General features: G+C 58.8%; 20 protein-coding genes and 1 riboswitch. Of the genes, 12 read left to right on the forward strand and 8 right to left on the reverse strand.

Features of this window, described 5'->3' with window-relative positions:
* Positions 1–2: 2 nt before the first annotated feature.
* The 3 genes from DWU99_RS18335 to DWU99_RS18345 form a co-directional block, all read right to left on the reverse strand.
* Positions 3–2063 carry an acetyl/propionyl/methylcrotonyl-CoA carboxylase subunit alpha gene (locus DWU99_RS18335; RefSeq protein WP_115479536.1) on the reverse strand — a complete coding sequence of 687 codons (2061 nt, stop codon included), beginning with the start codon at positions 2061–2063 and terminating at the stop codon, positions 3–5.
* Between the two features lie 342 nt (positions 2064–2405).
* Positions 2406–4013 carry a carboxyl transferase domain-containing protein gene (locus tag DWU99_RS18340; RefSeq protein WP_115479537.1) on the reverse strand — a complete coding sequence of 536 codons (1608 nt, stop codon included), beginning with the start codon at positions 4011–4013 and terminating at the stop codon, positions 2406–2408.
* Between the two features lie 26 nt (positions 4014–4039).
* Positions 4040–5203 carry an isovaleryl-CoA dehydrogenase gene (locus tag DWU99_RS18345; RefSeq protein WP_115479538.1) on the reverse strand — a complete coding sequence of 388 codons (1164 nt, stop codon included), beginning with the start codon at positions 5201–5203 and terminating at the stop codon, positions 4040–4042.
* A gap of 341 nt (positions 5204–5544) precedes the next feature.
* Here DWU99_RS18345 and DWU99_RS18350 point away from each other — a divergent pair, with 341 nt between their 5' ends.
* Positions 5545–5841, forward strand: a complete 297-nt coding sequence (locus DWU99_RS18350) for a hypothetical protein (protein WP_115479539.1) — start codon at positions 5545–5547, stop codon at positions 5839–5841.
* Positions 5842–6139: 298 nt separating this feature from the next.
* On the opposite strand, the gene DWU99_RS18355 is transcribed toward DWU99_RS18350, so the two are convergent.
* Together DWU99_RS18355 and DWU99_RS21265 are read right to left on the reverse strand one after the other, a co-directional pair.
* Complete coding sequence (locus DWU99_RS18355) at positions 6140–7285, reverse strand: tyrosine-type recombinase/integrase (RefSeq protein WP_115479540.1); 1146 nt, start codon at positions 7283–7285, stop codon at positions 6140–6142.
* A gap of 374 nt (positions 7286–7659) precedes the next feature.
* The gene (locus DWU99_RS21265; protein WP_484488890.1) at positions 7660–7986 is read right to left on the reverse strand and encodes a GDCCVxC domain-containing (seleno)protein; all 327 of its coding nucleotides are present in this window, start codon (positions 7984–7986) and stop codon (positions 7660–7662) included.
* Between the two features lie 199 nt (positions 7987–8185).
* Between DWU99_RS21265 and DWU99_RS18365 the strand changes: the two genes are divergently transcribed.
* Together DWU99_RS18365 and DWU99_RS18370 are read left to right on the forward strand one after the other, a co-directional pair.
* Positions 8186–9514: an ABC transporter permease gene (locus DWU99_RS18365; RefSeq protein WP_115479541.1), complete on the forward strand. Its 1329-nt coding sequence runs from the start codon at positions 8186–8188 to the stop codon at positions 9512–9514.
* Between the two features lie 10 nt (positions 9515–9524).
* The gene (locus tag DWU99_RS18370) at positions 9525–10778 is read left to right on the forward strand and encodes an ABC transporter permease (RefSeq protein ID WP_115479542.1); all 1254 of its coding nucleotides are present in this window, start codon (positions 9525–9527) and stop codon (positions 10776–10778) included.
* A gap of 52 nt (positions 10779–10830) precedes the next feature.
* Here DWU99_RS18370 and DWU99_RS18375 read toward each other — a convergent pair whose 3' ends face one another.
* From DWU99_RS18375 to DWU99_RS18390, 3 genes are all read right to left on the reverse strand, one after another.
* Positions 10831–11181, reverse strand: a complete 351-nt coding sequence (locus tag DWU99_RS18375; RefSeq protein WP_115479543.1) for a response regulator — start codon at positions 11179–11181, stop codon at positions 10831–10833.
* A gap of 897 nt (positions 11182–12078) precedes the next feature.
* The gene (locus tag DWU99_RS18385) at positions 12079–13560 is read right to left on the reverse strand and encodes an ABC transporter permease/substrate-binding protein (protein ID WP_115479544.1); all 1482 of its coding nucleotides are present in this window, start codon (positions 13558–13560) and stop codon (positions 12079–12081) included.
* Positions 13557–14327: an ATP-binding cassette domain-containing protein gene (locus tag DWU99_RS18390; RefSeq protein WP_115479545.1), complete on the reverse strand. Its 771-nt coding sequence runs from the start codon at positions 14325–14327 to the stop codon at positions 13557–13559. Before DWU99_RS18390 ends, DWU99_RS18385 begins: the two co-directional genes overlap by 4 nt.
* 112 nt (positions 14328–14439) lie before the next feature.
* Between DWU99_RS18390 and yccS the strand changes: the two genes are divergently transcribed.
* The 9 genes from yccS (at position 14440) to DWU99_RS18435 (ending at position 22660) form a co-directional block, all read left to right on the forward strand.
* Positions 14440–16605 (forward strand): YccS family putative transporter, encoded by a 2166-nt coding sequence (gene yccS / locus DWU99_RS18395; protein WP_115479546.1) that lies wholly within the window; start codon positions 14440–14442, stop codon positions 16603–16605.
* Positions 16606–16708: 103 nt separating this feature from the next.
* A riboswitch (molybdenum cofactor riboswitch) is annotated at positions 16709–16846 on the forward strand.
* A complete protein-coding gene (gene moaA / locus DWU99_RS18400; protein WP_115479547.1) occupies positions 16839–17822 on the forward strand; it encodes a GTP 3',8-cyclase MoaA in 984 nt (327 codons plus the stop codon). (Overlaps the previous riboswitch by 8 nt.)
* A 3-nt stretch (positions 17823–17825) precedes the next feature.
* Positions 17826–18827, forward strand: a complete 1002-nt coding sequence (gene moaCB, locus DWU99_RS18405; RefSeq protein ID WP_115479548.1) for a bifunctional molybdenum cofactor biosynthesis protein MoaC/MoaB — start codon at positions 17826–17828, stop codon at positions 18825–18827.
* Positions 18824–20077 carry a molybdopterin molybdotransferase MoeA gene (locus DWU99_RS18410; protein WP_115479549.1) on the forward strand — a complete coding sequence of 418 codons (1254 nt, stop codon included), beginning with the start codon at positions 18824–18826 and terminating at the stop codon, positions 20075–20077. Before moaCB ends, DWU99_RS18410 begins: the two co-directional genes overlap by 4 nt.
* On the forward strand, positions 20074–20334 hold the full coding sequence (locus tag DWU99_RS18415) for a MoaD/ThiS family protein (RefSeq protein ID WP_115479550.1): 261 nt from the start codon (positions 20074–20076) through the stop codon (positions 20332–20334). Before DWU99_RS18410 ends, DWU99_RS18415 begins: the two co-directional genes overlap by 4 nt.
* Entirely contained in the window at positions 20331–20846 is a 516-nt protein-coding gene (locus DWU99_RS18420; RefSeq protein ID WP_425476827.1) for a molybdenum cofactor biosynthesis protein MoaE, read from the forward strand. The genes DWU99_RS18415 and DWU99_RS18420 overlap by 4 nt, the downstream gene beginning before the upstream one ends.
* The gene (gene mobA / locus DWU99_RS18425; RefSeq protein WP_115479552.1) at positions 20830–21399 is read left to right on the forward strand and encodes a molybdenum cofactor guanylyltransferase; all 570 of its coding nucleotides are present in this window, start codon (positions 20830–20832) and stop codon (positions 21397–21399) included. The genes DWU99_RS18420 and mobA overlap by 17 nt, the downstream gene beginning before the upstream one ends.
* A complete protein-coding gene (locus DWU99_RS18430; RefSeq protein WP_147292971.1) occupies positions 21396–21752 on the forward strand; it encodes a hypothetical protein in 357 nt (118 codons plus the stop codon). The genes mobA and DWU99_RS18430 overlap by 4 nt, the downstream gene beginning before the upstream one ends.
* Positions 21749–22660, forward strand: coding sequence for an extracellular solute-binding protein (locus DWU99_RS18435; RefSeq protein ID WP_115479554.1), 912 nt, complete (start codon positions 21749–21751; stop codon positions 22658–22660). Before DWU99_RS18430 ends, DWU99_RS18435 begins: the two co-directional genes overlap by 4 nt.
* Positions 22661–22664 lie beyond the last annotated feature (4 nt).

Raw genomic sequence — 22664 nt, forward strand, 5'->3', positions numbered from 1 at the left:
GCTCAGAGACTCCTTTCGAAATCGACGAGTTGTGAGCCATCGCTCACCTGTTCACCCGTAGCAAAGCGAAAAGCGATAACGAAACCGTCTTCAGGTGCAATCACGGCATGTTCCATCTTCATCGCTTCGAGTACCAGCAAAGGCGTGCCTTTCGTGACCATTTCGCCTGGCTTTACTAAAAGGGCCACCACCCTTCCCGGCATAGGTGCTAGTAGACCTCCACCATCAGAACTGGCTTTGACCAAGTATTCCAGCGGATCGACCGGCGTAAATGCACAGCAACAGTTATCAGCAAAGATGTATAGCGCCTTATTGTGCTTGAAAACCGTTGCTCTAACTCGTTCCCCATCTATCCAAGCGAGAGTCACGCCATCCGAGGTCAACTCGCCGCTTACCATGTAACGATGTTCGTTCAATGTCATGCAATATGAGGTTCGCGAGTACTCAGCGTCCACGAAGAATTCGAAATCGCCATGGAGAAGCGTCAAACGCCTTTTCAAGACACCATTGAGACGCCATCCATCCAAATGCCTCCAAGGCGAATGAATGTCATCACCCGCTGCAGGCAATATTTCGCGCCGCTCATATAGTAAGTGCGCCAGAGCCGCCAACAGCACTGTTGAGGTGGGCACACTCTGCTCTCGCCACAATGCATCCCTTTCTCGCTCGATGAGTGATGTGTCGAGCTCCGCTTTGACAAAGGACGTACATGTCACCAGTCGAGAGAGAAAATCGATATTACTGGCAACGCCGACCACCTGGTACTGTGCGAGAGCAGCCACCATGCGCTGCAACGCCTGCTCTCGACTCTCGTCCCAGACAATCAATTTGGCAATCATGGGATCGTAATACGAGGTTATCTCGTCACCTTGCTCGATCCCTGTATCGACTCGAACATGGGCCGACTCCGGCGGAGGCATCAAATGTATAAGCCGGCCGACGGAAGGAAGAAAGTTCTTATCAGTATCTTCAGCATAAATGCGAGCTTCGATCGAATGACCACGGATAGCTAGCTGCTCCTGCCGCAATGGAAGCACATCCCCCGCTGCGACACGTAACTGCCACTCCACGAGATCGAGCCCTGTGATCATCTCCGTGACCGCATGCTCAACCTGAAGACGCGTGTTCATCTCCATGAAATAGAAGGTGCCGTCTGGCCCGACAATAAATTCAACGGTGCCAGCACCGACGTAACCGACGGCACGAGCTGCTGCGCAGGCAGCTCTGCCCATTGCTTCACGACGCTCATCAGTCATTCCCGGTGCCGGCGCTTCTTCGAGCACTTTTTGGTGACGCCGTTGCACCGAACAATCACGCTCAAACAGATGCACCACGTTACCGTAACTATCGCCAAATACTTGGACCTCTATATGGCGAGGCTGCAATAGGTATTTTTCGACGAGTACCCGATCGTCGCCAAATGAGGCCGCGGCTTCGCGTTTGCACGACATCAATGCCGCTTCAAACTCCCCGCTCGCATCCACACGACGTATCCCTTTACCCCCTCCACCTGCAGATGCCTTGATCAACACTGGGTAACCAATCAAGTCCGCCTGTTCACGCAGAAATGCGACGTCTTGATTCGCACCGTGATAACCCGGAGTAAGTGGCACCGCGGCATTCTCCATCAGAGCCTTGGCGTCGCTCTTACTGCCCATTGCGCGAATGGCAGCCACTGACGGGCCGATGAATACCTTTCCCGCCTCAATACAGGCCCATGCAAAGGCTTCGTTTTCAGACAGGAAGCCGTAGCCCGGATGCACTGCCTGTGCACCACTGCTTCGTGCAGCGTCGATGATGCGAGAGATAAGGAGGTAGCTTTCCCGGGCTGGTGCCGGGCCTATGCGCACCGCCTCATCCGCCAGGCGGACATGTCGAGAGTTGGCATCCGCATCCGAATAAACTGCTACGGTCTGAATACCCATGCGTCGACAGGTTTTGATGATTCGACAGGCGATCTCACCGCGATTGGCAACCAGCACTTTATCAAAGCGCCCAGCCGCCCCCCAATTCAGGTCTTCGCTCCGTGGAAAGTTTGGATTGCTGAAATTTTGAGTTTTCATCTCGAAGCCGTTCGCCCTGGCTCTCGCTCATCAAATAGGCTCCTAAGGTGCAGGAGCCACTCTCTTTCGCCAGGATTTTCCAACCGCATGAAATGAGGGTGCTTTCCAACTATTCTTTGATAATAGGTCTCAGTCGCGCTAGCGATATCCGTGTCGATCGGGACAACGAGTCGTAAAAAGTGAAAAAAAATTTCGCTAAATCTAGGTGCGAATGCTTGCGCCTGTTCTCCGATGACGACCTCGCCGAAGGCGGCGCAATGGTTCCAAATTTCTCTTCCTATTTGCACTGCATCTACCCCACAAATCATTAAGGGCTCACCACTGACATTCATGGGGTTACGCCTACATGCGAAACACACCGAAATTGGTCTTCTTGATCGGCGCGTTGAGAGAAGCGGAGAGAGCTAACGCCAACATCCGGCGCGTTTGGGCCGGGTCAATGACACCGTCATCCCACAATCTAGCGGTAGCGTAATAGGGGTGGCCTTGCTCTTCGAATTGAGCTCGAATCGGCGCCTTGTACTCATCCTCCTCCTCTACGTTCCAATTTCGACCTTTCGCTTCCAAGCTGTCGCGTCGAATACGCGAAAGTACTCCGGCAGCCTGTTCGCCGCCCATCACCGAAATGCGTGAGTTGGGCCAACTCCAAAGAAACCGCGGTGAATAAGCACGTCCGCACATGCCATAGTTACCTGCTCCGAAGCTACCGCCGATCAATACTGTGAATTTGGGTACCTTGGCGCAGGCCACGGCTGTCACCATCTTTGCGCCATCCTTAGCAATGCCCCCGTTCTCATATTTGCGACCGACCATGAAGCCGCTGATATTTTGAAGAAATAAAAGTGGCACGCCGCGTTGCGCGCAAAGTTCGACAAAATGCGCTCCTTTTTGCGCCGATTCCGAGAACAAAACGCCGTTGCTTGCGACGATGCCTATCGTATAGCCATGAATACGCGCAAAGCCGGTGACGAGGGTACTGCCGTACCGCTGCTTGAATTCATCAAGACGGCTGCCATCGACCAGACGTGCGATGACTTCGCGAACGTCGTAGGGTTTACGCACATCGGCAGGAATAATGCCGTACAGCTCATGAGGATCATAAAGAGGTTCCTCTGGCGCAGTAATATCGACGCTCAAGGGCTTGCGCCTATTGAGGTTTGACACCAACCGTCGCAACAACGCCAGCGCGTGCATGTCGTTATCGGCGAGATGATCGGCCACACCAGAGATACGGCTATGCACGTCGGCGCCACCAAGATCTTCAGCTGTGACTTCTTCACCAGTTGCTGCCTTCACCAACGGCGGACCACCGAGAAAGATTGTTCCCTGATCCTTGACGATGATAGTCTCATCAGCCATAGCTGGGACGTAAGCTCCACCAGCAGTACACGAGCCCATGACGCAAGCAATCTGCGGAATGTTTCGGGCAGACATGATGGCTTGATTAAAGAAGATTCGGCCGAAGTGATCGCGGTCCGGAAACACCTCGTCCTGCATTGGCAGGAAAGCGCCACCCGAATCCACTAGGTAAACACAAGGTAGATTGTTCTGCAGCGCGATCTCCTGCGCACGCAGGTGTTTCTTCACTGTCAGTGGATAGTACGTACCCCCTTTAACTGTAGCGTCATTGGCGATGATCATGCATTCTCGCCCCTGTACCTCACCGATGCCGGTGACGACGCCTGCGCAAGGTACGTCATCACCATACATACCCAGCGCCGCAAGTGGTGACAATTCAAGGAAAGGGGAGCTAGGATCGAGTAGCGCATTGATGCGTTCTCGTGCGAGTAGCTTGCCGCGCGACTGATGCTTAGCACGAGCGGTCTCGGACCCACCCTGCGATACGCGCGTAGTTTTCTCACGCAAGTCGTCCGCAAGTTGTTGCATCATCGTCGCATTGCGGATGAACTCATCGCTACGGATCTGAATGTTCGACTTAAGGACACTCATTTCAAAGTCCCTCTAAGCGCCACATTTCATGCTCCTTCCGAGAACAATTCGCGACCGATTAACATGCGACGTATTTCGGAGGTTCCGGCACCAATCTCATACAACTTGGCGTCACGCCACAATCGACCAGCTGAAAATTCATTGATGTAGCCATTTCCACCAAGTGTCTGAATAGTCTGCCCTGCCATCCATGTAGCCTTCTCCGCCGAATAGAGAATTGCACCCGCTGCGTCCTTGCGTGTTGTCTCGCCACGATCACAAGCCTTCGCCACAGCATAGACATATGAACGGCATACAGAAAAACCAACGTACATGTCAGCGAGTTTTGCCTGCATCAATTGAAACTCTCCTATCGATCTTCCAAATTGCACACGCTCATGCACATAAGGACCGACAAGATCCAGACAACCTCTCATAATGCCTAGAGGTCCGCCCGACAGCACTACGCGCTCATAGTCAAGCCCCGACATAAGCACCGAAGCACCCCAATCTACAGCTCCAAGTACATTGTCTATCGGAACCTCACAATCTTCGAACACCAACTCGCAAGTGTTGGAGCCACGCATACCCAACTTATCTAACTTCTGCGCTGTATAGAATCCCGAAAAACCTTTTTCGATAATGAATGCAGTGATGGTCCGTGACCCGGACGAAGAGTTAGTCTTGGCATAAACAATCAACGTATCGGCGTCTGGACCGTTGGTGATCCACATCTTGTTGCCATTCAAAACGTAGCGATCACCCCTGCGATCAGCACGCAACGTCATGCCCATCACATCCGAGCCAGCACCCGATTCGCTCATTGCTAGTGCACCAACATGTTCGCCGGAGACAAGCTTTGGTAAATACTTTCTTTTCTGAAGCTCGCTACCATTCCTACGCAACTGATTTACGCAAAGATTGGAATGCGCACCGTACGACAAACCGACGGAGGCCGAGGCTCGAGATATTTCCTCCATCGCGATCACGTGAGCCAAATAGCCGAGATTGGCGCCGCCGTAGTGTTCTTCCACCGTAAGGCCCAGCAGACCTACGTCACCTAGTTTGCGCCACAGCGCCTGCGGAAATAGGTTGTCGTGGTCTATCTGCGCTGCGATTGGCGCGATCTCGCGCTCGGCAAATCGCCGCACAACGTCGCGCATTGCTGCAATCTCGTCGCCGAGATCAAAGTTGAGTTCACGATGGCTCATCTAATGCCAACCCCCTGGGCATTTAATGGATTGGTAGTAGGCAGATCGGCTGCTTAGCTGGTGTTGCCGCCAATAAACAAGGTCACTGAAAATTCCAAAATGGACTTCACAGATTGAGTGCAGGTAACGATGGCGCTGCGCATTCTTTCATATTCGTCTTGCCGCAGGCGGCTTCAGCGACTGGAAACGGTGACGTATTTCTCCAATGAAAGAAATACGCCATTCGTGCGCCACCAGGAACGTGCGAGCTTTAAGGTCGAAAGAAAACCTTCAAGTTCGCGTCGCTCTGGTCGATCTCAAAGCGACATTGATATGGCGTTGCTTTAGAGGGACATCGCCTCATGATCTCGACCGACGATGAACTGATAGCGCTAAGCAGCGCGACTGACGAGCAATTGAGCTATGTTCGCGCTTTAAAGGATGCGGACATCGAACAGCTGGAACGGCTAGTTGACGAAGAGCGTCGTTGGGCCGACCGCGCATTTAAAATGAGATCGCCTGCGGCCGAAGCGTTGCAACGAGAGGTGGACGACCTTCAATACACGTTGACGCTCGCTCGCGTGGCACGCGACAGAGGTCGATTGGAGCGAGTGCTGAGCGGTGCATGGCCATCCGCCGAGCGAGATAAATGTCTCTAACTTGGCTAGTGCCACCACCCACGGGCGACCACGTCAAATTTGCAGGAATACGTTTCATCCGAGCGACAGGCTGAAAATATCGGTGGACTGCAAGCACCGCCAGCATCTTGGCTCCAACCGCATGGCCGTTGGACGGAAGTATCAATGATGCGTCTAGCCGAATAGGTGGACCACCTCTATGCGACTGAAACTTCTGCTGTATTACTCGCACATAAGCTTCACTTATTGTCGATGAAGCTTTTTTACATTGAGAAGGGCGATGATGTACCTGATGCAACATCACCTTTACGGTGGGGATCTATAGACCCAGCTTAGCCAGCGCTAGCTTGGCATGCTCTTGCTTCAAGTGACCGTAATGCTTTTCGATCATCACAACAGATGTACCGGCTATTTGCGCGACGGTGAGTAGATCAAGGCCATCCGTCACTAGATCGGTTATGGTGGAATGTCGCAACGTATAGACCACTGTGTCCTTGGGTAAATTGACTTTCTCAGCAGCCTTTTTAATCGGACCTTTCCAAGCTTCTTTATTCCATGGCCGACCGTCCATTCGCGTAAAGAGGTATGCGCTCGGCAATTTTCCTATTGTTTGTGCTTTGAAGAAAGCCGCAGTTTCATCGGGCAACATTAGGCGGCGCCCTCCTCCAACTTTGTCGTGTTCAACTACGAGTTCGCCCGTGCGCTTATTGAAATCCTTTACTTGAAGAGCCGCTAACACACCGGGTCGTACCGGCAGCAAGCACAATCCGCGGTAGAACGCTGAAACATCTGGGGGCAACGCCTCCAACAGCCTTAGTCGTTGTGATTTGTCCAAGTAGAGATTGCGTCGACTCGTCACCTTGGCCGGCTTAAGCGCCAAGCGCCAAGCCATATCCGTCAGTACATAACCATCATCACGAGCCTTATTCAGCGCTGCGCGCAGGGGAACCATATCCCTATTCACGGATGCAACGGAACGCGGGCGAGTGATTGAATTGCTGCCCTCACTCTGCGAGACCATCACAGCGGTCCTCTCCAACCGCTTACGCCAATCCGCTAAATTCCGTGATGCAAGTTTGTCCAGTCGTATGTTGGCAATCGGGTCGCTATAGACGTATCGAGTGAAGCGCTGATGCGCCTCTGGCCTACCATCAGCGTAACGGTCACATGCATCCCCGACCGTTAAAGAATCTGCCACGCCGCCACCAGATAGGTGTGCAAACCATTCGCGCGCCTCTTTGGACGCCGCGCTAAATCGCTCACTTGCCAGCAGATGGCCGAAATCTCCCAGCGTGCGTAGCTCTTTCTTCTGAGTGTTCGGATCGTAGTAGCGAGCGATCCAGTTACCGCCTTTCCCCCGTTTTGAGGGGCGAAAGCCAAGAAACTGCCCCTGGGCCAGTTTTTGCCAATACGGCTCACGCCGGTACGAGAGATTCTCACGGGCCTTTACAGTATCCAGACTCATCTAAGTACCTGCAGGAACGACTAAAACAGGCCCAAATTGTACGGAAAAAATACGGAAAAGTGGGCCGAAATACGGAAAAAATACGGAAAACGTACTGGTACGTACGGGTACATGCAGGCATTATAAATCAACTACTTACTTATATTTGGCACGTCACGGCACCCAAAAAATCTGCCTTCACACGGCAGGTGTCACAAGTTCGATCCTTGTACCGCCCACCAACCTATTCAGCGACAAAGGCCACCCTCCCGGGTGGCCTTTGTTTTTACGGCGCATGCATGCCGGCATCGCCCCATGAACTGGCGGCCCTTCTGCCGACGGCTCGTTTCGCTTGGAAAAGGTCATCTGCTGGAAACCGCCCCTCTGACGATCAGTCAGCGATTTCCACAACAGGCGTTCTCGTCCTGCACGGGAGGACACGGCACCGTGCCGTAGGAGCAGAAAACGCAGCAATGACCCGGCTTAGGCTTCAAAAAGGCACCGCATCCGGCGCACTCGTAAAAGAATACGCATGCATCCGTTGGCATCACCTCTGTCGCTTGATGACCACATTCCGGACAGGTAAGCGTGGACTCCAATACAAGCGTCTTCGTGTGGCTCATGGTCATTTTGTCGTGTGCCTTTTGAAAACCATCCCAACAGATTTCGAAAAATCTGCCAGTGCCGAAGGTCAACGTCAGTAGTTCGCTGATCAACGGCATCAACTGGAAGTTCCTGGGTTCCGTTGCAGCCTCCCATTACGACGCGGTGTAGTGCGCCACGCTGCCAGCGGCGGTATCCCAGCCTCCATGACATGCCCCAACCAATCTGCGACGATACTTCGTCGGAAGGCAAGGCTTGGCACGAGCCGATTTACTTGCGCCAAGATGCAGACTATCCGACGACGTCACAGGGGGCGTTATGTGGGGATACTACGTCGAATTGGCTGTGCGCAGCAGCCGACGGAGCAAGGCGCTGACGACGCTGGTGATCGTATTGATCGCCGTAGGTGTGGCGACATCCATGATCTGTTATGCGGTCTTCCGCGCCACCACGGGAGACCCTATCCCTTCGCGATCGTCCGAGCTTTACGTCCCCCAGATCGATAACTTCGGCCCCAGCAAGAACAATCAGGGCGAACCGCCCGTAGCGTTGAGCTACCTCGATGCTGTTGCGCTTTCGAAGGCGCATCAGGCGCCTCGGCTTACGTTGATCTATCCGACGAAATGGGGAGTGACGTCCGATAATCCTTTGGCGTCATCCATGTCCCTGGCCGGCGATGCGGTGACCGCTGATTTCTTCACGATGTTCGATACACCATTCCGCTTTGGTGGCGGCTGGTCCACTGATGACGACAACCGGCACGCATCCGTGGCTGTGATCAGCCAGCGTTTGAATCAAAGGCTATTCGGGGGGCGAAACAGCGTGGGACATGACATCCAGTTGGACGGGCATGCCTACCGTATCGTCGGCGTGCTGGATGACTGGAATCCACGCCCTCGATTCTTCGATGTCGCAAGCACCGGACCGCTCAGCGCATTCGATGACACGGGATACTTGTATATACCCTTCTCGCGTGCGGTGGATTTGAAAAAGGCCAGCGCGACCTACTACTGCAGCGCCAACGGAAGCGACCCGGACATTTCTGGCTGGGACAGCTTCCTGCGCAGTGAATGCGCTTGGATCAACGCATGGGTCGAGCTCCCGACCGCGTCTGATGTCGAACGCTATCGACAATATCTGCGCAACTATGCCGAGGAGCAGCAGCGCACAGGTCGCTTTGCCTGGCCTGCCAACACGCGTTTACGTGGATTGATGGATTGGTTGGCGGTGCAACGCGTCACACCCAAGGCATCGACCCTGTCGATGCTGGTCTCCTTCAGTTTCCTGGTTATTGCCATGGTGAACGTCGTGGGGCTGATGCTTGCCCGCTTCATGCGGCGCGCACCGGAAATCGGCGTGCGTCGCGCACTGGGTGCCTCGCGTTCGGCGATTTACCGCCAATTTCTGACAGAGGCGGCCACCATCGGCTTTGTGGGTGGCGTATGCGGCCTCGCGTTGACGTTGCTTGGCATGAGCGGCGTGGGCCTGTTCTTCGAGCCAAAGATCGCGCGTCTCGTGCACCTGGACGTTCCGCTGGTGATTCTGACGCTTTCGCTGGCCATTACGGCCTCCCTTGCTTCTGCCTTGTATCCGGCCTGGCGCGCCGCCAGAACGCTGCCTGCATGGCAGATCAAGATCAACGGATGAGCGCGGCTCGATGACATTCAAAAAGATCTCCATGCAAATTCGCCCGATCCTTGCCGCGCTTGGACGGCACAAGATGGCAACCGCGCTGATTGTTCTGCAGGTAGCGCTTACGCTGGCCGTGGCCAGCAACGCCCTCTTTATCGCAGCCACGCGGGTGATGCACCTGTCTCGCCCAAGCGGTACTGACGAAGCCCATATCTTCGTCATCAGGAACGATTGGAAAAACGGCCAAACCCCCGTGCAAATTGATGCGAATATCCGCACGGACATCGCGGATTTACGAAAAGTACCTGGCGTACGCGATGCTTTTTCGAGCGAGGCGTTTCCGCTGGAGGGCGGCGGGGGCGTGCTGAGCCGTTTGAAGCTCAGGCCTGACCAAACGACACGCCCGAAGCTTTCGATCATCTACTTCACCGACGAGCATGCCATCGACACGTTCGGCATTTCGTTGGTTGAAGGCCGTAATTTTCGCCGCGATGAAATTGCCGCACTGGGACGGTACGACAAAATCAGCGCTCCTGTCGTGATCGTTACGCGCAGCCTTGCGAACAAGTTATTTCCCGATGGATCCGCCCTTGGCAAAACCGTTTATTTTGCGGACGGGCCGGCAGCCATCATCGGCATCGCCGACGCACTGCAAGGCCCCTACGCCGGCAGTACGACACGCTCCATCGACGAGGACAATGTGCTTTTCCCCGCACGCTTCGACGATACAGACGGCACGGTGTATATCGTTCGCACCACGTCGACGGATATGGCGCCTGTGATCAAGGCGGCGCTCGGTGCCCTGTCAAAACGCGAAGACGTGAGGTTGATCGATCCCGCGGATGGCGTGGTCACGCTTCCTCAGGCACGTGAGCGTGGTTATGCGACGGACCGCAGCGTGGCATCGCTGATGGCATTGGCCGCTGGATTGCTGTTACTGGCCACCGCAGGCGGCATCGTAGGGCTGAGCAGCTTCTGGGTCAGCCAGCGCCGCAGGCAAATCGGCATCCGCCGCTCGCTTGGCGCAACGGCGGCAGACGTTCTGCACTACTTTCACGTGGAGAATTTCCTGATTGTCAGCGGCGGGATCGTGCTTGGATCGCTGCTTGCATTCCTGGCGAATCTCGCCCTGATGAACTTCTACGAATTGCCGCGCTTGCCCTTGAGCGCCTTCATGTGGGGTCCGCTGCTTCTGTGGCTGCTTGGCCAGGCTGCCGTGCACGGCCCGGCACGATACGCCGCCAAGGTGCCGCCGATTGTGGCAATTCGCACGGAGTGAAATGGAAACCGCCCTTCTGCGCGAAGGGACAGGGCCACCGCTTGCGAACCGGTCAGATATAACCGGTGATCGCCGCGAGCAGTGCTTTTTTATCGAACGGCTTGGGCAGGTAAGTCATCCACGACGCCATCCCGTCCTCGGGCGGTTCAGCGCTTCCCGACATGACGACCATCCGGCATTTAAGGCCGTCTTCGTGCATGGCCACGCCCATCTCGATACCGTTCATCCGGTCGTTCAGATCCAGATCGGTCAGAACGACGCCTATATCCGCGCGCACCGACGCCACTTGCATGGCCTGCTCGGAGCTGTTGGCCGCCACGACTTCGTAGCCGGCATCTTCGAGCATGTACGCGGTGGTTTCGAGGACATCTCGGTTGTCCTCGACGAGCAGAACAGTCTTCATGCCATCCTCACTCGAAACAGGCCGATCCAGGCCATTTATGCAACGTTATTGAGCCGCAACCCAACGGAGTATGAACGCACTGCCAACGCACGATCTGCAAAACAGGCACCAGAGAAGCATTTGTGAAGCGCAGGTCAACGCTTGCTATCACGCTCGTAAAGAACGTTATTTTCCTTCACCTAACTGACCACATCGTGGAACGGTTAGTTCAATAACAAAGATCGAAAAAAGCGAGATTTCGGCTACGCCACACGAAAAGGCAGCGAGAACGCAGACGTTCTCGCTGTCCCGTTGGCGCAGCGGTACGCAGGAGACCTTGCTTCCTCCTCGCTATGCGAAGAGGAAGCAATGAGTCACCAACATCACGTCACAACGAACTTAGTGGCCTGCAGCAGTTGACGGTGAAGCTGGTGGAGTTTGAGCTGTGCCCGGTGCAGCAGGTGCAGGAGCGGGAGCCGGAGCAGCCGTAGCGGGTGCTGCCGGCGCGGCAGGCGCGGGGGCGCTTCCGCCGCCCGACGACGGCGGATTACCGCCGTTATCCGACGAGTTCTGGCAGCCACCAAGGGCCAGTCCGATGCAGGCGATTGCGATGCCAAGGGTCGTGCGATTCATGAAATTCCTCCTGACGTGAGAACCGATCTTTCGCGTCATGCCGACCAGGGTTTTGAGGTCGCCTGACTGGACGCCACGCGAGCTTGAACGGTGATGTACCTTCAGCGGCTCAAATACCCCAGCGCCATCCTCTTGTATGCAAGGCTTTGTGCAGTGCTTGTCAACGTTTCGTTCTTTTGAACTAACACAAGGCCACAGAGCGCCTGCCCCGCCATTGAACAAGCGGATAACTGAACGCCACCCGTCGCCAGTCCAACTTTCATAGACTTGCCGTTTGTGACAGCGTTAATCGCGCGCCTCGATCCGCATGCCACGCGGAGTAAGCCACCGCTCTACTCCCTCGAACACGCCTTGCACGAGCAGCGCCAAAACGGCCGCAGGAACGGCGCCTTCAAGAATCAGGCCAATGTCGTCAAGGCGAATGCCGGTGACGATAGGCTGGCCGTAGCCGCCGGCGCCAATCAGCGCCCCCAAGGTCGCCGTACCCACATTGATGACCGCGGCGGTTTTTACGCCAGCGAGGATGGATCGCATGGCCATGGGCAGTTCCACCCGGCGCAGACGCACCCCACGCGGCAAGCCCAGAGCAGCCGCCGATTCGCGCAGATCTGGCGGAATGCCCACGAGACCCGCATACGTGTTACGCACGATCGGCAGCAGGCTGTAGAGAAACAACGCGGCAATGGCGGGCCAGGTGCCAATACCGAAAAACGGAATCATGAAAACGAACATGGCCAGCGACGGGATGGTCTGAAGAACGCCGCTGGCGGCCATGATCACGTGCCCCAATCGTTTCGACCTTGCCGAAAACACACCCAGCGGAACGGCAAGAAGCACCGCCGCAATCAGCGATATCAGCACCAGCTTCAGATGCTCCAACGTGCGTTGCAGCAGCCGCGATGCCAATCCCGCTCCATCGACATCCGGCGGTACGCCGAGGAAATTCGCTGCAACCGCGGTTTCCTTTTCACCGTGCAGCTTGACCAAGGCATTCATGTGCCGCATCGCCTCTTCGTCGATGCGGCCGGAAAGTTTTTTCAGCACATCCAGGAACGCCGGAGCATCCTTCTCCAGCGCAAGCCGGTAGAGAAACACGGCTTCGTAATGGGGAAAGTAATGCTTGTCATCTTCGAGCACGCGCAGGTGGTAATAGGGAATTTCGGCGTCGGTGCTGTAGAGATCGATCGCATCGATGACATGGCTGGCCAATGCGCGATAGGAAAGCGCGTGGTCCAACCCGCGCACCTGCATTTGCGGCAACGCGTAGCGTTGTCGCAATCCCGGCCAACCGTCCGTGCGATCCATGAACTCGTTCGAGAATCCGAAGCGCAACGCCGGATGTTGCGCAAGATCGGATATCCGCGCGATACCCAGTTGCGATGCGCGATCTTCGGACATGCCTATCGCGTAGGTGTCGTCGAACCCGAGCGAATCGGTGATGCCGATGCCCAGCGGCCTGAGTGCGGCGCGCAAGGTCGGTATGTCCGCGTCAGGCGGCACGTTCTTGAGCAGCTCATGCGTGAGGGTGCCCGTGTACTCCGGATACGCATCGATATCGCCATGCTCAAGCGCGCTCCACAGAATGCTGGTGCCGCCCAGTTCGCGCTGATGCGTCACGGGTATGTCGGCCTGCCGTGCCGCCAGGCGCGCTATTTCTCCCAAAATCACCGACTCGGTGAATTGCTTGGAGCCGATGCGAACAGGCGCGGCCGACAAACTGGTCGGCAGCAGCAGGCTCGCAAGCAACATGGCGATCCATCGCTTCATGGGGACGATTCCCGCAGCGTTCGCTGGGCCTCGACGAATTGCGTCACGAACGGTTCCGCCGGATGCCTGCGCAAATCCTCCAGCCGCCCGTCCTGCACCACCTTTCCATGGCGCATGAGCACGATACGATCGGCAAACCATGCCGCCTCGGCGATGTCGTGCGTCACCACGATCACGGTTTTGCCGAGCTGCTCGAAAATATGCTTGAGCTCGTCCTGCAGTTCGTGCCGAACGATCGGGTCGAGTGCACCGAGCGGCTCATCAAGCAGCAGGGCGTCCGGGTTGAGCATCAAGCCTCGCATCAGCGCCACGCGCTGGCGCTGGCCGCCGGAAAGTTCTGCCGGATAGCGCTGCAGAACGCCCTGCGGCAGATGCGTGAGCGCCGCAAGCTCCTCGGCGCGCTCGCGGATGCGCTCCCGACTCCATCCCAGGTGATGCGGCAGCAAGGCGAGATTTCCCAACGCGGTCAGATGCGGAAACAGGCCGCCGTCCTGGATCACGTAACCGACGCGCCGGCGCAATTCCAGCACCCGCCCATTCTCCAGCGGGCGACCATCCACCTTGACCTGTCCCTGATCCGGCCATTCCAGCCCCAGCAACAAGCGCAACAGCGTGGACTTGCCCGAACCGCTACTGCCAATCAGGGCGGTCGTGCTGCCTGCGGGGAAATTGAGCGATACCTCGTCCACTGCCATCACGCCGTCGTAGCGCTTGCTGACGTGGTCGAGTTCGAAGGCTTCCGGTGAGCCGTTGCTGGGGTTGGGCATCCTGGGTTCGCGGCAGCAGCGATGATTTCAATCTATCTCATACCGAACGGCTGGCGCGGCAAACGCCCCGGAAAAGTGGCATGATGGTGCAACGCACAATACACGCCGGCCCATGTTCTCCCGCTCTGCCATCGACCACTACTGGCGCCGCCTGCGAGGCTCCGACCGGTTCGCCGAATGCCTGCGCGTGCTGCTGGCATTGAGCGGAGTGATCGGCTATTGCCTGGTGACGCATCGGGAGTCGGCGATGATTTCGGCGATGCTGGGCATCATCGCCTGCGCGCTGGCGGAAACGGAAGATCATTGGCGCAGTCGCATCACCACCTTGCTGATCACCCTGCTCTGCTTTGCGAGCGTTGCGCATGCCGTGGAATGGCTGTTGCCGTATCCGCTGGCCTTCGCTTTGGCACTGCCGCTGATGACGTTCGCGCTGGTGATGCTCGGCGCAATCAGCGCGCGCTATGCGACGATTGCCGGCGGTACGCTGATCCTTGCCGTCTACACCATGATCGGTGCCGATCAGCCGCAGGGACCACTTCCGGACGCGTGGAGCGAGACGGGGCAGATGCTCGCAGGCGCAACTTGGTACGGTGTGTTGTCGCTGATCTGGAGCGTGCTGTCGCCACAGCTCGCCGTGCGTCATGCACTGGCCCGCGTATTCGATACGCTCGCCGATTACATGGAAAGCAAAGCCGCGCTGTTTACGCCCGTGCACGGCGTCGATCGGGATGCCCTGTCGCTTACTCTGGCGATGCAGAACGAACGCGTGGTGGAGGCACTCAACGACACGCGCGCCGTGCTCATCGACCGCATAGGCATGCGCCGGCCGCGCGGCGCAACGGCGGCACGCCTGCAGCTTTACTTCATGGCACAGGACATCCACGAGCGAATCAGCTCGTCGCACTATCCGTACGCAGCCCTGGCCGAGGCGTTCTATCACAGCGACGTCTTGTTTCGCTGCGAGCACATGCTGCGGCTGCAGGCACAACAATGCCGGCGTCATGCAGAGGCCCTGCGCCTGCACACCGCGCATGCAAGCGAAACGGACGTGCGTGCCGCCCAAAAAGATTTGCGCGCTTCGATCGAAGCGCTTCGTCACGACTCGCCACGGCCGTCGGAGATCCTGCTCCGCTCGCTGGAAGCGCTGCTGCGCAATATATCGGCCATCCAGGCGCAGCTGGACAACGAGACGCCGCCCATCATGTCCGTGGAAAGCGAGGATCACGCGCTGCAAAACCCCGGTCCGCAATCGCTGCGCGAGGCGTGGGAACGCATCGTCATCCAGTTGACGCCGCGCTCGTCGCGCTTTCGACATGCGCTTCGCCTTGCCATCGCCCTGATGGTCGGCTACACCGTGCTCCATCTGGTTCACCCGTTGCACGGCTACTGGATCCTGCTGACGACCTTGCTGATCTGCCAGCCCAGTTACGGCGCGACCCGTCTGCGTATGCTGGAGCGGGTTGCGGGCACCCTCGTGGGCGTTGTGATTGGCTGGGCAACGCTGCGATTGTTGCCGACCGAGCCGTGGCAGTTGTCGCTGATCGTGCTGTCTGCCGTGGCGTTCTTCGCCGCGCGCCTGCGTCGTTACACGATGGCCACGGCTGCGATCACGCTGTTCGTGGTGCTGTGCTTCAATCAGGTTGGCAACGGCTACGAAGTGATGTGGCCGCGCTTGCTCGATACACTGATCGGCGCGGCCATCGCCGCGCTGTCGATCTACCTGATCCTGCCCGACTGGCAAGGCCGCCAGCTCGATCAGGTACTGGCCAACACGGTACGCACCGATGCGCACTACCTGCAGCAGGTTATTGCGCAATACATCCACGGCAAACGCGACGACCTTACCTATCGCATCGCGCGCCGCGACGCGCACAACGCCGATGCCGCCCTCAGCGGACTGCTCGCCAACATGCTTCGCGAGCCGGGCCGGCAGCGCCGCGGTAACGAGGATCTGCTGCGTTTTCTGACCATCGCGCACACGATGCTGGGTCACATTTCCGCGCTGGGCGCGCACCGCGAGACGATCGGCAATTCGCACGCGCGCGACACCGTAACGCTTGCCGGGAATCTGGCCGTCACCAAGCTTGAACACCTTGCCGACGCACTGGCGACCAACACCGCCACCTCGCAACCCGACGGCGAAGCGGAACAAAGCATGGCACCTCCCTCCGACGGCCTCGAAAATGAGGCGGCGAGGCTGATCCTTGGTCAGCTGGCGTTGATCCTGGCCCATCGTGATCGCCTGGTTGCCGTGGTCCACGACATCCGTGCAGGTTGATCAATACCCCATTCGAGTGGGTCTGTTCACATGCCACGCACCTTCTTGGAGCATTCTTCACGCACTAGACGAAAAGCTCGGATGCTCGGATAGTTACACCCATACAAACCCACAACTCCGAGGCGTCCAGCCTAGGTTCCTTCGGGAATACGGCTTGGCGTCCGTGGCCCTCGGGCCACCAGGGTGAACGCGGAAACGCTCTCGCCTCCCGGCTTTGGAAAGGAGCAAAAACCATGTCCCCGCTGGCTGATCGCTACGGCCGCCGGTTTCCTTATTTGCGACTGTCGGTGATCCCCGCGTGCAATTTTCGTTGCACGTATTGCCTTCCGCACGGGTATCACGCTGACGCGAATACGACCGCGCCGCTTTCGCTGGCCGAGATCACGCGCCTGCTGCGCGGCTTCACCGAGCTGGGCATGCACAAGCTGCGCATTACCGGCGGCGAACCCAGCGTACGCCACGATCTGACCGACATCCTGCGCACAGCGGCGGCCGTACCGGGCGTCACGAAAGTGGCGATGACCACCAACGGCACCCTGCTTACACGCCGGCTGCACGAATGGATCGACGCAGGGCTGAATGCCATCAACGTCAGCGTCGACAGCCTCGACCGCGCCGTCTTCGCGCGGGTCACCGGCCATGATCGCCTTGAGGACATCCTCCATGGCGTCGACATGGCGCTGGAGGCGGGCCTGCCGTCGGTCAAGCTCAACGCAGTGCTTCTGCGCGATGTGAACGACGACGAATTGCCTGGCTGGCTCGACTACCTGCGCGACCGCCGCGTCGGCGTGCGCTTCATCGAACTGATGCAGACTGGCGACAACCTGCCGTTCTTCCGCGATCACCACGTGCGCGCGGAAAAGCTCGAAACGCAACTGCTGGAATCGGGCTGGCAAGCGCTGCCTCGTGCGGCCGATGCGGGCCCTGCGCGCGAATACCTGCACCCGGATTACGCCGGCCGCTTCGGCATCATCGCGCCCTATGCGAAAGACTTCTGCGCCGGATGCAACCGCCTGCGCGTCACCGCCACAGGCGATCTGCGCCTGTGCCTGTTCGGCGAATTCGGCATTCCACTGCGCCCGCTGCTGCAGGCGGACGATCAGTTGGACGATCTGGTACGCGCCATCGGCGGGCAGATCGGTCGCAAGGAACAGGGTCACTTCCTGCACGAAGGCCGCACCGGCATCACTCCCCATCTCGCATCCACCGGAGGCTGACCCATGCACGAGCGCGAGGAACGCGCCCATTTCCATATGGCCGATGTACGCCATAAGCGCATCACTGCGCGTCGCGCCGTAGCCGTTGGCGAATTGAGCGCCGGCGCCGAAGCGTTTGCGCTGATCGTCGAACGTCGCCTGCCCAAGGGCGATGCCATGACCATGGCCGAAATCGCCGGCTTGCAAGGCGCGAAAAATGCCTCGCAACTGATGCCGTTGTGCCATCCGTTGCCGCTGGAATACATCGATGTACGTTGCGAACCGGTCAGCGAACGGCACGCCATTCGTGTCTATTGCGAAGTGGCGACCGTCGCGCGCACCGGCGTGGAAATGGAGGCGCTCGCCGGTGCCAGCGCCGCATTGCTGACCTTGTACGACTTGACCAAGCCGGTTGAGCCCGCATTGTCGTTTGGCGGCGTGCGGCTGCTGTTCAAGGAAGGCGGCAAGAAAGGACTGTGGCTGCACCCGGAAGGCATGACCGACGCCGAGCGTGCGCACTATCAGCCGCGCGCCATGGCCCGACTGGAAAGCGTCAAAGCCACGGTGATCACGCTCAGCGATCGCGCCAGCCAAGGCGAGTACACCGATACGGCAGGCCCCTTGCTGGTGGAACGCCTGCGCGAACTCGGTGCCGACGTCGATCCCGCCGAGCTGCATCCGGACGATCCCGAACCGCTCGCCGCCCGCCTCATCCAATTGACCGCCAGCGGCACGCATCTGATTCTCTGCACCGGCGGCACCGGGCTAGGCCCCCGCGATCGCACGCCCGAAGCATTGGCGATGGTCGCCGACCGGCATATCGATGGCATCGGCGAATTGTTCCGCAACCAGAGCAGCCAACATACGCAAATGGCGTGGCTGAGCCGTGCGGATGCGGTGCTGATCGGCACCACGCTGGTGATCGCCCTGCCGGGCAGCACGAAAGCCGTGGCGCAAGGCATGGACATTCTTGCGCCCGTCCTGGCGCATGCCTTGAACATGGCCGCAGGCGGAGGACATGCATGAGCCAGGATACGCTCGCCTACGACGAAGCCCTGCGCATCGTCCTCGCTGCCAGCACTCGTCTTCCCGCGCAGGATTGCGCAGTCGAGTCGTGTCTGGGGCGCGTGCTTGCGTCGGACATCGTCAGCGATGCTGCGTTGCCGCCATTCGACAATTCCGCGATGGATGGCTTTGCGCTCAATGGGAAGGACGACAAAGTGCTCGCCGGTACTGAGTTCGATGTCGAAGGCGAACAGGCTGCGGGCGATGGAGTAACGCATGCTGGCGGCGGCGCGTGGGAAATCATGACCGGTGCGCGCATGCCCGATGGCCTCGATCGCGTCATTCCCGTCGAACAAACCGAACGCTTGGCACCCGCAGCTCGCATACGCCTGCTTGCCGACGTCGAGCCTGGACAGAACGTGCGCACCGCTGGCTCGGATGTTCAACATGGCGAAACCGTACTGGCCGCAGGAAGCGCATTGGCACCGCAACACCTCATGCTGCTTGCCGCGCTGGGTGTCGCCACCGTGTCCGTTTCGGAACGCCCGCGCGTTGCCGTGCTCTGCACGGGACGCGAACTTGTCGACGATCCAAAGCAAGCGCTGGCTCCCGGGCAAATACGCAACTCCAATGGCCCCTTCCTCGCCGCGCGCCTCCCGCTGGCCGGCGCAGACGTGGTGCACGTCGAAACGGTAGGCGACGACGCCTTGGCATTCGAGGCCGCGCTGCGTCGTGCATGGGATGCCGGCGCCAAAGTGATCGTGTCGAGTGGTGCCGTATCGATGGGTCGCTACGATTTCGTGCCGCAGGCGCTGGAACGGATCGGCGCGAAAACACTTTTCCATAAAGTAGCCATTCGCCCAGGTAAACCGCTGCTTTTCGCGCGCCTGCCCGGCGATGCGCTGCTGTTTGGCTTGCCGGGCAATCCCATTGCCGTGGCGGTCGGCCTGCGTTTCTTCATCGAGCCTGCGTTGCGCGTCATGCTGGGACTGCCGGGCGAAGCGCCCCGACGTGTGCCGCTGTCCACACCTTTCAGCAAGAAACCGCGCCTGCGCTTTCATCTGAAATCGCGTTTGCACATCGACGCTCAAGGCCGTCTGGCGACCGAAATCCTTGGCGGCCAGGAGTCTTACCGCATCAAACCGCTGGCCGATGCCAACGCATGGACCGTCGTGCCCGCCGACATCGATGCGTTGCCTGCCGGCGCACTGGTCGATGTATACGGCCCCGGCCACCTTGAATTTCCATCGCCTTGCGAGAGCGCTGCATGAAGGTTCGCATCACATTGTTCGGTGCACTCCGCGACGCCGATTCGCGCGGTTACATCGAACTGGACATGCCCGAGCAAAGCACCATCGCCGCCCTGCGCGAAGCGCTGCAACATCACGTGCACGACCACGCGCCGCCCATCAGCGCCGGACTTGTCCAACGCTCGGCATTCGCCAGCGAACACGAGATTCTGCACAACCATCGCACCGTGCCCGAAGACGGCCAGATTGCGATCCTGCCACCGGTGAGTGGAGGCTGAGCGTGACCGACATCTACACCGCCGTCGTCGATATCAGCCACGGCCCGCTGGACCCCACCGCGGCGCTGGACTTCGTTTCCGATCCACGCTTCGGCGGCATTGCCACATTCATTGGCCGCGTGCGCCAGCACAATCTTGGGCGCGCTGTCACCGGCGTGAGCTACGACCTCTTCGAACCCTTGGCCTTGCGCATGTTCCAGGACATCGGCGAACGCGCACGCGCCGAAGTCGGCGGACCGCTCAAGCTTTACATCGCACACGCCAAGGGAGATCTGCGCATCGGCGACCTGGCGGTGGTGGTCGCCGCCGCCACGCCGCATCGCGACGAGGCGTTCCGCGCCTGTCGTCTAGCCATCGAAGCGGTCAAGCATGAAGCACCGATCTGGAAGAAGGAACATTACGTCGATGGAGACAGCGCGTGGAGCGAAGGCTGTTCGTTGTGCGAGGAACACCGGGAAGCCGAACGTCAGGCCGTGAAGCAACACGGGGACGCGCATGGACACGGTCACTGAGCCACTGCACAGCGTCGGCGTGGTACTCGCCGGCGGGCGTTCGTCCCGGATGGGGCGCGACAAGGCCATGCTGTCGTGGCACGGTCAACCCTTGATCGAGCATCAGATCGATCTGCTCAAGGCGGCGGGCGTGGATGTCGTGCATGTCAGTGGCGATCGTCCGGACTATGCAGGCATCGTCGATGTCGTATCGCATGCAGGGCCCGTCGGTGGCATTGCCGGTATCGCCGCCGTGGTGAACGACGCCGAATTGCTCATCATTCCGGTGGACATGCCGCGCCTGCAACCTTCGCTGCTGCGGCGGCTGCGAACGGAATCCGCTCCTTCCCGCTGCGCACACTTCAGCGGTCACGTGCTGCCGATGCGTCTGCGCCTGGATGCCACCTGTCGTGCCGTGCTGGCTACCTTGATGGCCGCGCAAGACGACCGCGCCCGTTCGTTGCGGGCATTGCAGGAACGTGTCGGCGTGAGCGCAATTCCTTTGCACGACGACGAAGCCGCACAGCTGATCGATTGCAACACCGAAGAGACCTGGCGCGAGGTATGCGAATGAGAGTGCAGCTGGAAGCTCAGACTTTGCGGCTTCGCGTCGACGAAGCCGAACTCGCGCAGCTACTGTCCGGATCGGTGACCGAAAACCGCACCCAGCTGCCCGATGGGCGCACCGAGATCCAGCAACTTCAACTCGCGGCCAGCCCCCATTGGCAACGCAACGACGCAACATGGCTTATCGGCCTGCCCGAATGGGAGGTTCGCGCACTCAGCGAACGCCTGCCCTCGCGCGAAGGCTTGCAGTTCGATTTGCCGACACCGTCTGGTGGAACCTTGCAGGTATTGTTCGACGTCGATGTCCGCGACAGTACGCGCCGGCGCATGCACAAATCTTCCGAAGGAGATGCATCATGAGCTGGATGAGACGCGCTGCGATACTGATGGCGCTTGCATGGTTTACCGTCGGCGCAGCAGCGATGGCCCAGGACGCCAAGGTTCTGCGCGTGGCTTATGCCGGCTCGATGGGCGTATTGATGGACGGCGCCGCGGGCCCTGCTTTTGCGCATGACCACAACGCCAACTACCAGGGCATCGGCCAGGGATCGTATGCGTTGGCACACTTGCTCGCTGCGCATCAATTGCAGGCAGACGTCTTCGTCACCATCACGCCCGGTCCCATGCAGGTGCTGAAACAGGCGGGACTGGTGACTGAGGCAGTACCCGTTGCGAGTACGCAGATGGTCGTCACCTACAGTCCCCGCAGCCGCTTTGCCGCCGACTTCGCTGCCGCCGCCAGCGGCAAGAAGAACTGGTATGACGTCTTGAGCGAGCCGGGGCTACGACTTGGCCGCACCGATCCCGCCATCGATCCGCAAGGCGCCAACGTGCTTTTGACCTTGCAATTGGCCGCGGATTACTACCATCGCCCGGATCTGCTGAAGACCGTCGCCGGTGCGCCGCAAAACGCTTCCCAGATCTTTACCGAACCGTCCTTGTTGTCTCGGCTGGAAGCCGGCCAGATCGATGCCACTGTCGGTTATCTCAGCGCCGCGCAATCGCATCATCTACCTACCATAGCCTTGCCCGACGAAATCAATCTCGGCGATCCGTCGATGCAAAAGGCATGGTACGACCGTGCTTCGGTAACGCTGGACAACGGCAAGGCCCTGCACGTGCAGCCGCTGGTGTTCTACGCGGCACCGCTCGGCAATGCCCTGCAGCCGGAGTTGGCGCGCGAATTCGTGGCGTTCCTGCAGAGTGCGCAGGGACAGGCGATGTTCCGCGACCACGGCTACAGTCCGCCGCGCGGAAACAGCCTGTGACCGA

It is taken from the genome of Dyella psychrodurans (assembly GCF_003363265.1).
Taxonomy (GTDB): domain Bacteria; phylum Pseudomonadota; class Gammaproteobacteria; order Xanthomonadales; family Rhodanobacteraceae; genus Dyella_B; species Dyella_B psychrodurans.